Origin of the sequence: Streptomyces sp. NPDC017940, from assembly GCF_044328435.1 — a bacterium.
Classification (GTDB): Bacteria; Actinomycetota; Actinomycetes; order Streptomycetales; family Streptomycetaceae; genus Streptomyces.
Window position 1 is genome coordinate 301,100 of sequence record NZ_JBIRHJ010000001.1, and the last position, 10,766, is coordinate 311,865.

Here is a 10,766-nt window from a genome sequence, read left to right on the forward strand (position 1 = left end):
CTTCAAACAATCATGAAGAAATTCGTGCTGGTGCTGAACACTCGGGTCGCGTGATCCTCGACGCATGCGCCCCTCACACCTCTGCCTCGCCGTCCTCGTCGCCGCCGTCTGGGGGGTGAACTTCGTCGTCATCGAGGTCGGCCTCGGCCACTTCCCGCCGCTCCTGTTCTCCGCGCTGCGCTTCCTCGTCGCGGCCCTGCCCGCCGTGTTCTTCGTCGGGCGCCCCAAGGTCGCCTGGAAATGGCTCGTGGGTGTGGGCCTCGTGCTCGGCGTGGCCAAGTTCGGGCTGCTGTTCATCGGCATGGACGCGGGCATGCCGGCCGGCCTGTCCTCGCTGGTGCTCCAGATCCAGGCGGTCTTCACGGCGCTCATCGCCTTCGTCGCCCTCGGTGAACGCCCGGCGCGGGTGCGGGTGGTGGGCATGGCCGTCGCGCTCGCCGGGATCGGCGTCGCGGCCGTCCACGAGGGCGCCTCGGGACCCCTCACGGCCTTCGGCCTGACCGTCGCGGCCGCCGCCTGCTGGGGCGTGTCCAACGTCCTCACCCGCAAGGCGGCTCCGCCCGACGCCCTGAACTTCATGGTGTGGGTGAGCACGGTCCCGGTCCTGCCGCTGCTCGCCCTCTCGCTGCTCTTCGAAGGCCCCTCGCGCGACCTCGACGCACTGCGCGGCCTCGACTGGCAGGGCGTCGGGATCATCGTCTACGTCGCGTGGATCACGACGGTGTTCGGCTTCGGGGCCTGGGGCTTCCTGCTGCGCCGCCACCCGGCCTCGACGGTGGCGCCGTTCTCCCTCCTGGTACCGGTCTTCGGCATGTCGTCGGCCGCCCTGTTCCTGGACGAGTCGGTGGGCGGCCTCCAGTGGTGCGCGGCGGCGCTCCTGGTGGGCGGGGTGGCGTTGACGTCGCTGCCCGGTATGCCGGGTACGCGGCGGAAGCCGGTCCCCGGGGCCGCGGCGACGGGCGCTCCGGCGGCCCCGGCCGCTCCGCAGGCCCCGGCCGCGGCCGGGTCGTTCAGGCCGACTCCGTCATGAGCCTTGTCAGCAGCTCGCGTCCCTGGCCGAGGAGTTCCGGCAGCGGCGCCGCCTCCTCGTACCACCGCTTCTCGTACTCCCAGCACAGCCAGCCGTCATAGCCGTTGCGGGTCAGGAGCTCCACGCACTCGGCGAGCGGCAGGACGCCCGTACCGAGGGCGCGCGGGGTGGTGTCGTCGGCGCTCGCGATGTCCTTGACCTGGACGTACCCGAGGAAGGGGGCGAGCGCGGCGTAGCTGTCGGCGATCTGCTCGCCGCCGAGCCAGGTGTGCATGACGTCCCACAGGGCGCCGGCGTGCCGGTGACCGACGGGGCCGAGCACGCGGGCGGCGGCCGCACCGGTGCGGTGCGAGTCGTGGGTCTCCAGGAGGATGCGGACGCCCGCGTCGGCGCCGTACTCCGCGGCGGTGCCGAGCCGCCTGGCGGCGATCTCGTCGGCCGCCGCGAGGTCGCCGGGGTCCGGTTCGGTGCTGTCGTCCGGGGATCCGCCGGGGAAGACGCGGACGTAGGGGGCGCCGAGGTCGCGGGCCAGGGCCAGGAGCTCCCGGATCTCGTCCAGGACGGGTTCGTCGGCGCCCGGCGCCGCGACGCGCGCGTACCCGGCGACGCCGAGCACCTCGACGCCCGCCTCCTTGAACCGGCCCGCCACCTCGGCCCGTGCGGCGGCCCCGAGGCCCGTGTGCACCGGCTCCTCGGGGTGTGCGCGCAGCTCGACGCCGTGGTAGCCGTGCGTGCGGGCCAGCTCCAGGACGTCCTGGATCGGCATGCTCGGTACCCCGAGCGTGGAGAAGGCGAGTTTCATGGCCGGACATCTTTCCGCCGGGCGGCGCGGGAAACGTGCCCCCGCCAGGGGCACGGCCCGACTTCCGCCGTACCGGCGGCTGGGGGGTGCCCCGTCAGGGGCGCGGGGAACTGCGCGGCCAGCCACGAAGAAGCCGCAGACGCGTCTGCACGGTTGCTCGGCAGACGCGTCTGCGGCTTGACGCGCGCTGAGCGCGCAGTTCCCCGCGCCCCCAGGGAGGGCACCTCATCGCCCGCTGCGGGGTGCCCCGTCAGGGGCGCGGGGAACGGCGCGGCCAGCCACGATGAGGCCGCAGGCGCGTGTGCACGGTTGCTCGGCAGACGCGTCTGCGACTTGACGCGTGCTGAGCGCGCAGTTCCCCGCGCCCCTAACGGGGCCCGGTGTCGTGGCCCGGGGGCGGAAAGCCCGCAGATGCGTCTGCGGCTTGTCGCGCGCTGGGCGCGGAGTTCCCCGCGCCCCTTACGGGGCGCCCAGGGGCCCGGCGAGGGCAAGTCGCCAGTCCTGGCCGAGCAGGCTCACGCCGAAGGAGCGGTGGGGCGCCTCCGCCACCAGGGAGAAACCGTGCCGGAGATAGATCGCGCGGGCAGCCGCCAGCACCTCGTTGGTCCACAGGACCAGCTCCCGGTAGCCGACTTCGCGAGCGAAGGAGACCACGGCGGAGACGAGCCGGTCCCCGATGCCGAGCCCGCGCGCCTCGGGCTCGACGAGCAGGAGCCGAAGCCGTGCGGTGCCGGGCGCCTCGTCCCGTACGCACATCACGCACCCGACGGCCCTGCCGTCCAGCTCGGCGATCCAGACGCGCTCCCGGTGCGGGTCGTGGTCCTGGGCGAAGTCGGCGACGATACGCGCCACCAGGCCCTCGTAGTCCGCGTTCCACCCGAACTGCGCGGCGTACAGCGCGCCGTTGCGCTGCACGATCCAGCCGAGATCCCCGGCGCCGGGCCCGCGCAGCACCACGTCCTCGGCGCGCGGCGGACGCCGTGCGCCGTCCGCGAGGAGGTCCCGCACGGTGGCGAGCGCCGCCGTGAGGCGCTCGCGCCCGGCGGCGGGAACCGTGGCGAGCAGCGCGCCCACGGCCTCCCGCGACCGCTCGTCGAGCAGCTCCGCGGTGGTCCGCCCGCGCGCGGTGAGCGTCACGCGCCGCCGCCGGGGGTCCCGCTCGGACGGCGTCCGCTCGACCAGGCCGTCCGCCTCGAACCTGGCGAGGATGCGGCTCAGGTACCCCGCGTCGAGGGAGAGTTCCCCGCGCAGGTCGGCGGCGTCCGTGCGCGGCGAATGGGCCAGTTCGTACAGGACGCGGGACTCGGTGAGCGTGTAGGGCGCGTACAGCCGGCGGCTGTAGTCCAGCGCGCCGATGAGGTTGGTGTAGAAGCGGTTGAAAGCGCGGATCTCCTGGACGCTCATGCGGCACCTCACCCGGTCGGGCCGGACGTCAGCGGCCCCGAGACGACCCCCGGGCAACCGTGCGCCGACCCGACGGTCCCGGCCCCGACCCCAGCCGACCCATGTCATTTTCGTTGACTCAGTCAGAGATATCTCGTCGAGCATAGAACCGGGCCCGGTCCAGAGGCGTGCTTTGAGGCTTACCCGCCCGCGCGACCCCGCTGATCAGGAAGTTCCGCGGAAAAGTCTCTACAGCACCTTCAATGGAACGATCGAGGTCATGGACCGGCGCCGCCCCGCAGCCGATGGCGCCGTACGACATGACGGGAGGCCGGGAGTGAAGTTCGTTCTCGAAGTCGACGTGGACGACGCGGCGACGCCGGAGGACTCCGCCCGCGAACTGGAGCGCGTCCTTCGCTACTGGGCAGGCAACCTCCGGCACTACACGCTGGAGCCGGGCACGGGCGAGGCCGTGTACGACTCCGGGCACCGGGAGGTCGGCAACTGGAGGTGCACGGAGGCCTGACGCCCTCGGTGCCCGGAGGGGCAGCCTGCGCCCGGGAAGCCCCGGGAGCCGCCTGCCCCGGGAACCTCAGTGCCGCCGGGGCACCCCCGTCGACCCCCGCACCATCAGCTCCCCGTGCACCGTAGCGATCCCCCCCGGGGGCTCCTCCTCGCGGCCCGTCGCGATCCGCCCCGCCCGCGCCCCCGCCTCGTACAGCGGAAGCCGCACGGTGGTCAGCGCCGGTACCGCGTCGATGCTGAACGGCAGGTCGTCGAAGCCCGCCACCGACACGTCCCCGGGGATCGAGAGGCTCCGGTCCCGCAGGGCCGCGCAGGCGCCGAGGGCCACCGTGTCGTTGGCGGCGACTATCGCCGTCAACCGCGGTTCGCGGCGCAGGAGTTCCAGGGTGGCGTCGTAGCCGGAGCGGCGGTCGTAGGGGCCGTGCAGGGTCAGCAGGGGGTCGTCCGCGACGCCCGCCGCGGCCAGGGCCTCCTGGTGGCCCTCCAGGCGGTGGCGGGTGGTGGTGCGCTCCGGGGGGCCCGCGACGTAGCCGATGCGGCGGTGGCCGAGGCCGACGAGGTGGTCCGTGAGGCGGCGCCCGCCGCCCCGGTTGTCGAAGGTGAGCGCCACCGCGTCGGGGGCGGCACCGGTCGGCGGTCTGCCGCACAGCACCACCCGGGAGCCCGCGTCGCCGAGCCGCCGCAGCTTCCCGCCGATCGCCGCGGCGTGCGTGGCGTCCTCGATGGCGCCGCCGGTGACCACGACGGCCGCGGCCCGCTGGCGCTGGAGCAGCGTGAGGTAGGTGAGCTCGCGCTCCGGCGAGCCGCCGGTGTTGCACACCACCGCCATCCGCTCGCCGCCCGCCCGGCCACCGGGCCCGGTGATCTCCGACTGGACCGCGCTCGCCATGATCCCGAAGAAGGGGTCGGCGATGTCGTTCACCAGGATGCCCACCAGGTCCGACGTCGCGGCGGCCAGCGAGCTGGCGGGCCCGTTCAGGACGTAGTCCAGATCGTCCACCGCCCGCAGCACGCGCTCACGCGTGGCGGCGGCCACGGGGTAGTTGCCGTTCAGCACGCGGGACACGGTGGCGGGGGACACCTGGGCGCGAGCCGCCACGTCCGCCAGGGTCACGGTCATCTGTTGGCCTCCGGTCTTGTACGAACCTTGTCCGGCAGGCTAGCTTCTCCCCAATAGAAAGCGCTTGCTACGCATGCTGCCCCGGTAGGCGTCGAGTGCCCCACGGAACGCCCACAGGCCCCACCCCCCGGACGGCACCGTCCCACCGCCCGCACGCCCCGCGCCCACGGAGGAACGAACGTGACACGCAGACCGGTCCGCATCGCCATGAACGGCGTGACCGGACGCATGGGCCACCGCCAGCACCTGGTCCGCTCGATCCTCGCGCTGCGCGAGGAGGGCGGCCTCGACCTGGGCGACGGCACCCGGCTCTGGCCGGAGCCGGTGCTCGTGGGCCGCAGGGAGCGGGCGCTGCGCGAGCTCGCGGGACGCCACGGCATCGAGCACTTCTCGACCGACCTCGACGCCGTACTCGCCGACCCCGCGATCGACATCTACTTCGACGCGCAGGTCACGTCGGCCCGCGAGGAAGCCGTCAGTAAGGCCCTGGCCGCGGGCAAGCACGTGTACACCGAGAAGCCCTCCGCCACCTCCTTCGACGCCGCGCTCGACCTGGCCCGGCGCGCCAGGGACGCGGGCGTGAGGCACGGCGTGGTCCAGGACAAGCTCTTCCTGCCGGGCCTGCGCAAGCTGGCGCGCCTGATCGACGGCGGCTTCTTCGGGCGGATCCTGTCGGTGCGGGGCGAGTTCGGCTACTGGGTCTTCGAGGGCGACTGGCAGCAGGCGCAGCGCCCGTCCTGGAACTACCGGGCGCAGGACGGCGGCGGCATCGTCGTGGACATGTTCCCGCACTGGGACTACGTCCTGCACGAGCTGTTCGGCCGGGTGCGCTCCGTGCAGGCGCTCGCCGTGACGCATCTGCCGCAGCGCTGGGACGAGCGCGGCAAGCCCTACGCGGCGACGGCGGACGACGCGGCGTACGGCATCTTCGAGCTGGAGGGCGGCGTGGTCGCGCAGATCAACTCGTCCTGGGGGGTGCGGGTGCACCGCGACGAGCTGGTGGAGTTCCAGGTGGACGGCACCGAGGGCTCCGCCGTCGCGGGCCTGCACCACTGCCGCTTCCAGCACCGGGCGGGCACGCCGCGACCGGTCTGGAACCCCGACCAACCCGGCACGCACTCCTTCCGCGACCAGTGGCAGGAGGTCCCCGACAACCCCGGCGACGCCAACGACACCATCAACTCCAACAACTCCAACAACTCCAACAACTCCAACAACACCATCAACTTCAGCAACCCCGGTGGGCCCGTCAACGGCTTCAAGGCGCAGTGGGAGCTGTTCCTGCGGCACGTGTACGCCGACGCGCCCTACCACTGGGACCTGCTCGCGGGCGCCCGCGGCGTGCAGCTCGCGGAGCTCGGCCTGCGCTCGTCGGCGCAGGGGCGCAGGATCGACGTACCGGAGATCATCCTGTGAACGCACGAAACCCGTACGGCGCGGAGCCCACCGGGGGCCGCGCCCCGCACCGCGAGGGGCCAAAGGCTCCCGTGCACCCGGCGGTCTTCGGTCCGGAGGGTCCCGCGAACCCGGCGGTCTTCGGTCCGCAGGGTCCGGTGCACCCCGCGGCCTTCGCCCCGGAGAACCCCGCGAACCCGGCCGTCTCCCTGCCGCGCCCGGTGTCCGCGGCGCCGCTGCGCTCACGCACCGTCCTCGCCGCCGCCCACGTGGTGGCGGACCCGCGCGCCGACGTGTCCCCGGACGGGCCCGCCGCCCTCGACTGGGACGCGACGCTCGCCTTCCGCAGGCACCTGTGGCGGCACGGCCTGGGCGTCGCCGAGGCGATGGACACCGCCCAGCGCGGCATGGGCCTGGACTGGCGGGGCGCCGCCGAACTGATCCGGCGCTCGGCCGCGGAGGCGCGGGCGGTGGGCGGCAGGATCGCCTGCGGTGTGGGCACCGACCAGCTGACCGCGCCCGCGCCCGGGCTCGCCGACGTGCGCCGCGCCTACGAGGAACAGCTCGCGCTGGTGGAGGACACCGGCGCGCAGGCGATCCTGATGGCCTCGCGCGCCCTCGCCGCCACGGCCCAAGGCCCCGACGACTATCTGACGACGTACGCCGATCTGCTCCGGCAGGCGAGCGCCCCCGTGATCCTGCACTGGCTCGGCCCGATGTTCGACCCGGCACTCGCGGGCTACTGGGGCACGGACGACCTCGACGCGGCCACCGACACCTTCCTCGAGGTCGTCGCCGCCCACCCCGGCAAGGTGGACGGCGTGAAGATCTCGCTCCTGGACGCGGACCGCGAGGTCGGGCTGCGCCGCCGCCTGCCGGACGGGGTGCGCTGCTACACCGGCGACGACTTCCACTACCCCGAGCTCGTCGGGGGCGACGACCACGGCTTCAGCCACGCGCTCCTCGGCGTCTTCGACCCGCTGGCGCCCGTGGCGGCGCAGGCGGTGCGCGCCCTGGACGGCGGCGACACGGAGGCGTTCCGCGACCTGCTCGACCCCACCGTCGAACTGGCCCGCCACCTCTTCGCACCCCCCACCCGCTACTACAAGACGGGCGTGGTCCTCCTGGCTTGGCTCGCGGGCCACCAGGAGCACTTCACGATGGTCGGCGGCCTTCAGTCCGCCCGCTCCCTGCCGCACCTCGTCCGGGCCCACGAACTCGCCGACGCCCTGTCCCTGTTCCCCGACCCGGACCTCGCGGCGTACCGCATGCGCTCGCTCCTCAAGGTCTACGGAGCCACCCCATGACACCCCCCGCGCCCCGCGCGCCCGCCGACTTCAGCATCAACCAGATGACGGTCAGGCAGCTCTCCCTGCCCGACCTGGTCGCCGCCTGCGCCGACCTGGGCGTCCGCGGGGTGGGGCTGTGGCGCGAGCCCGTCGGGGAGTACGGGGTCGAGGCGGCCGCGAAGCTCGTGCGGGCGGCCGGGCTGCACGTCAGCACCCTGTGCCGGGGCGGCTTCCTCACCGCCGTCGACCCCGGCGAACGCGCCCGCGCCCTCGCCGACAACCGGGCCGCCGTCGACGAGGCCGCCGCCCTCGGCACCGACACGCTGGTCCTGGTCTGCGGCGGTCTCCCGGCCGGTGAGCGCTCGCTGCCCGCCGCCCGGGAACGCGTCGCCGACGCCCTCGCCGACCTCGCCCCCTACGCGGCCGACCGCGCCGTCCGCCTCGCCGTGGAACCCCTGCACCCCATGTTCGCCGCCGACCGCTGCGTCGTCTCCACCCTCGGTCAGGCGCTCGACCTGGCCGAACGCTTCCCCGCCGAGCAGGTCGGCGTGTGCGTCGACACCTACCACGTCTGGTGGGACGACCAGGCGCCCGCCGCCCTCACCCGCGCCGGGGCCGCGGGGCGGCTGCACGCCTTCCAGCTCGCCGACTGGACCACGCCCCTGCCGTACGGCGTCCTCACCGGGCGCGGGCCGCTCGGTGACGGGACGATCGACTTCCGCGCGTGGCGCGCCCTCGCCCGGTCCGCCGGGTACCGGGGGCCCGTCGAGGTCGAGCTGTTCAACGACGCGCTGTGGGCGGGTGACGGACGCGAGGTCCTTGCGGACACGGTACGACGCTTCGTGGCCCACGCCTGCTGACGGCGCCGGTCACTCAGCCCGTCCGGCGTTCGAGGACGAGGCGCGCAGCGCCGAGAGAAGGCTGGGATCCAGGGAACGCAGCGCCCCTGGCCACGGTGAAGGGGCGGGCCTGGGGCGCCCCGCGAAGGTCCCCGCCTACTTCCGGCCCCCGCCTACTTACCGGCCCCCGCCTACTTACCGGCCCCCGCCTACTTACCGGCCCCCGCCCCCCAGAATCCGCCCCAGCAGATCCCCGAGCCCGCCACCCGCGGGGCCACTCCCGGCCCCGGGCGCGCCGGAGGCCGTCCCCGGGGGCTTCGCCTTCTGGGCGCGCTTGGTGAGCACCGTGAGCACCACGGGAATCAGCAGCTCCACGACCCGCACCACGGTGCCGGCGGGCAGCCCCGTCTTCTTGGCGACCGCCTGCGCCACCGGCTTGCTCAGCCTGCTGAGCATCCCCGCCATCATGCCGCCCCCGAGGAGACCGCCGAGCCCACCCCCCAGCGTGGCCACGCCCTGGAGCGGGGCCTCCTGCGCGAACGCCTGCCGCACCTCGTCGGCCTCCGCCGGATCCGCCGTCTCCGCCTTGTCCCGCAGACTGCCCGAGAGCGTCGAGACCGTGGTGCCCACGACGTCCTTGGCACCCGCCGGGTCCGTGCCGATGACATCGGCGATCTCGCGCAGCCGGTCGTCGCCCAGCTCGGTGAGTACGTCCTGCTCGAATGAGGTTTGCTCGCTCATGGGCGAAACGCTACGTCCGGGGTGGTTCGTCGGCACGCCGAAATCTTCCGGGGGAACTTGCCGAAGCCGTGCAACCCTTCCCCCACCACGCGGGTCGTACTGGGTGTCAGAAGCTCTGGAGGGGGATCCGGGGGGATCCGCGGAGCACTGACAAGGGGAGGGAAACCGAGGGGGCCCGGTCGACGGACAGGGCCCCCTCGAAATACCCGCGGTCTGCCGCCGCCGTCACCCCGGCCGGCTCAGCCGCCGCCGTCACCCCGGCCGCCCCGTCACCCCCGTCACCTCAGAAAAAGACCCCGCACGTCAGCAACACATTCGCGTACGGAGTCGCCTCCCCGGTACGGACGACGAGCCGCGCCCCCGCCGTGCGCTCCTTCAGCTCCTCGTGCGACACCAGGCGCAGCGCCGCCCCGGGGAACCGCCGCTCCAGCAGCGCCGCCGTCCCCGGACCGGCCTGCCGCACCTCACGCGCCGCCACCGCGCCCTCCACCACGAGCTCCGCGAGCAGCCCGTCGAGGACCTGCGCGAACGACGGCACCCCGGCGACGAACGCCAGATCCACCACCCGCGGCCCCGCGGGAACCGGCATCCCCGCGTCACACACCAGGACCCGGTCACCGTGCCCCAGCTCCGCCACCGCGCCCGCGAGACGGCGGTTGAGTATCCCCGCCTTCTTCACCGAGCCGCCGACCCGTCCACGGGTCCGCCCGCCGACCCGCCCGCCGCGCCGAGCGCCGCCACCTCGTCACCCGACGGGTACGACACCTGCGCCCCGGCCCGCGTCACCGCGAGCGCCCCCACCTGCGCCGCGTATCGCGCCGCGGTCTCCAGGTCCTCGCCCACGCCGAGACGCCACGCGAGGGCCGCCGTGAACGCGTCCCCGGCACCCGTCGTGTCCACGGCGTCGACCTGCACCGAAGGGACCCGCGCCGTCCCGTCCGGGCCCGCGACGAGGGCGCCCGCACCGCCGAGGGTCACCACCACCGACCGCGGGCCGAGATCGAGGAGCCGGCGCGCCCAGTCCTCGGGCTCGTCCGGCACCTCGGCGCCGGCCCCGCGCAGGATCACCCGCGCCTCGTGCTCGTTCACCACCAGCGGATCACAGGCGCCGAGCACCTCGTCCGGCAGCGGGGCGGGCGGCGACGGGTTCAGGACGAGCCGGGTCCCCGCGGGCAGCGTCCGCGCCACCTCGGCGACCGTCTCCAGCGGAATCTCCAACTGCACCGACACCACCCGGGCCGCCTCGAAGAGGTGCGCCGCGGCCCGTACGTCCTGCGGCGTCAGCCGTGCGTTGGCGCCCGGCGCCACCACGATGCTGTTGTCGCCCGAGGGGTCCACCGTGATCAGGGCGACCCCGGTCGGCGCGCCACCCACCAGGACCCCCACCGTGTCCACGCCGGCCGAGCGCTGCGAGTCGAGCAGCAGCCTGCCGTACGCGTCGTCGCCGACCCGGGCGAGCAGCGCCGTGCGCGCCCCGAGACGGCCCGCGGCCACCGCCTGGTTCGCGCCCTTGCCACCCGGATGGACGGCTAGGTCCGAGCCGAGCACCGTCTCACCGGCGCCGGGCCGCCGCTCGACGGCCGTCACCAGGTCGGCGTTGGCCGAGCCCACGACCAGCAGGTCGTAGTCATGCATCGTGGTT

At 74.3% G+C, this 10,766-nt stretch carries 11 protein-coding genes; 5 read left to right on the forward strand and 6 right to left on the reverse strand.

Annotated elements, in window-relative coordinates; translation table 11 throughout:
- The first annotated feature begins 64 nt into the window (after nt 1-64).
- Nucleotides 65-1,030 carry an EamA family transporter gene (locus ACH4DX_RS01295; RefSeq protein WP_398153558.1) on the forward strand — a complete coding sequence of 322 codons (966 nt, stop codon included), beginning with the start codon at nt 65-67 and terminating at the stop codon, nt 1,028-1,030.
- Here ACH4DX_RS01295 and ACH4DX_RS01300 read toward each other — a convergent pair.
- Together ACH4DX_RS01300 and ACH4DX_RS01305 are read right to left on the reverse strand one after the other, a co-directional pair.
- Nucleotides 1,011-1,832: a sugar phosphate isomerase/epimerase family protein gene (locus tag ACH4DX_RS01300; protein ID WP_398153559.1), complete on the reverse strand. Its 822-nt coding sequence runs from the start codon at nt 1,830-1,832 to the stop codon at nt 1,011-1,013. The two genes, ACH4DX_RS01295 and ACH4DX_RS01300, sit on opposite strands and share 20 nt — an antisense overlap.
- A 459-nt stretch (nt 1,833-2,291) precedes the next feature.
- Nucleotides 2,292-3,236, reverse strand: coding sequence for a GNAT family N-acetyltransferase (locus ACH4DX_RS01305; RefSeq protein ID WP_398153560.1), 945 nt, complete (start codon nt 3,234-3,236; stop codon nt 2,292-2,294).
- A 316-nt stretch (nt 3,237-3,552) separates the two neighbouring features.
- On the opposite strand from ACH4DX_RS01305, the gene ACH4DX_RS01310 reads away from it, so the two are divergent.
- Nucleotides 3,553-3,741: a hypothetical protein gene (locus tag ACH4DX_RS01310; RefSeq protein ID WP_398153561.1), complete on the forward strand. Its 189-nt coding sequence runs from the start codon at nt 3,553-3,555 to the stop codon at nt 3,739-3,741.
- Nucleotides 3,742-3,807: 66 nt separating this feature from the next.
- Here ACH4DX_RS01310 and ACH4DX_RS01315 read toward each other — a convergent pair whose 3' ends face one another.
- Nucleotides 3,808-4,860, reverse strand: coding sequence for a LacI family DNA-binding transcriptional regulator (locus tag ACH4DX_RS01315; RefSeq protein WP_398153562.1), 1,053 nt, complete (start codon nt 4,858-4,860; stop codon nt 3,808-3,810).
- Nucleotides 4,861-5,040: 180 nt separating this feature from the next.
- Between ACH4DX_RS01315 and ACH4DX_RS01320 the strand changes: the two genes are divergently transcribed.
- From ACH4DX_RS01320 to ACH4DX_RS01330, 3 genes are all read left to right on the forward strand, one after another.
- Nucleotides 5,041-6,276: a Gfo/Idh/MocA family protein gene (locus ACH4DX_RS01320; protein WP_398153563.1), complete on the forward strand. Its 1,236-nt coding sequence runs from the start codon at nt 5,041-5,043 to the stop codon at nt 6,274-6,276.
- Nucleotides 6,277-6,464: 188 nt separating this feature from the next.
- The gene (locus ACH4DX_RS01325; RefSeq protein WP_398154154.1) at nt 6,465-7,562 is read left to right on the forward strand and encodes a dihydrodipicolinate synthase family protein; all 1,098 of its coding nucleotides are present in this window, start codon (nt 6,465-6,467) and stop codon (nt 7,560-7,562) included.
- The gene (locus ACH4DX_RS01330; protein ID WP_398153564.1) at nt 7,559-8,404 is read left to right on the forward strand and encodes a sugar phosphate isomerase/epimerase family protein; all 846 of its coding nucleotides are present in this window, start codon (nt 7,559-7,561) and stop codon (nt 8,402-8,404) included. Before ACH4DX_RS01325 ends, ACH4DX_RS01330 begins: the two co-directional genes overlap by 4 nt.
- A gap of 192 nt (nt 8,405-8,596) precedes the next feature.
- Here the strand turns inward: ACH4DX_RS01330 and ACH4DX_RS01335 are convergent, their stop codons facing one another.
- The 3 genes from ACH4DX_RS01335 to ACH4DX_RS01345 all read right to left on the reverse strand — a co-directional run bounded on the left by ACH4DX_RS01335 (nt 8,597) and on the right by ACH4DX_RS01345 (nt 10,759).
- Nucleotides 8,597-9,124 carry a DUF937 domain-containing protein gene (locus ACH4DX_RS01335; protein ID WP_398116708.1) on the reverse strand — a complete coding sequence of 176 codons (528 nt, stop codon included), beginning with the start codon at nt 9,122-9,124 and terminating at the stop codon, nt 8,597-8,599.
- A gap of 283 nt (nt 9,125-9,407) precedes the next feature.
- Nucleotides 9,408-9,803, reverse strand: a complete 396-nt coding sequence (gene rbsD, locus ACH4DX_RS01340) for a D-ribose pyranase (protein ID WP_398153565.1) — start codon at nt 9,801-9,803, stop codon at nt 9,408-9,410.
- A complete protein-coding gene (locus ACH4DX_RS01345; protein ID WP_398153566.1) occupies nt 9,800-10,759 on the reverse strand; it encodes a ribokinase in 960 nt (319 codons plus the stop codon). The genes rbsD and ACH4DX_RS01345 overlap by 4 nt, the downstream gene beginning before the upstream one ends.
- Nucleotides 10,760-10,766: the final 7 nt, after the last annotated feature.

What these genes read in the sequence shown, in the direction of transcription:
- ACH4DX_RS01295 (WP_398153558.1), top strand. Translation starts at nt 65, where the DNA reads ATGCGCCCCTCACACCTCTGCCTCGCCGTCCTCGTCGCCGCCGTCTGG.
- ACH4DX_RS01300 (WP_398153559.1), bottom strand. Translation starts at nt 1,832, where the DNA reads ATGAAACTCGCCTTCTCCACGCTCGGGGTACCGAGCATGCCGATCCAG.
- ACH4DX_RS01305 (WP_398153560.1), bottom strand. Translation starts at nt 3,236, where the DNA reads ATGAGCGTCCAGGAGATCCGCGCTTTCAACCGCTTCTACACCAACCTC.
- ACH4DX_RS01315 (WP_398153562.1), bottom strand. Translation starts at nt 4,860, where the DNA reads ATGACCGTGACCCTGGCGGACGTGGCGGCTCGCGCCCAGGTGTCCCCC.
- ACH4DX_RS01330 (WP_398153564.1), top strand. Translation starts at nt 7,559, where the DNA reads ATGACACCCCCCGCGCCCCGCGCGCCCGCCGACTTCAGCATCAACCAG.
- ACH4DX_RS01335 (WP_398116708.1), bottom strand. Translation starts at nt 9,124, where the DNA reads ATGAGCGAGCAAACCTCATTCGAGCAGGACGTACTCACCGAGCTGGGC.
- ACH4DX_RS01345 (WP_398153566.1), bottom strand. Translation starts at nt 10,759, where the DNA reads ATGCATGACTACGACCTGCTGGTCGTGGGCTCGGCCAACGCCGACCTG.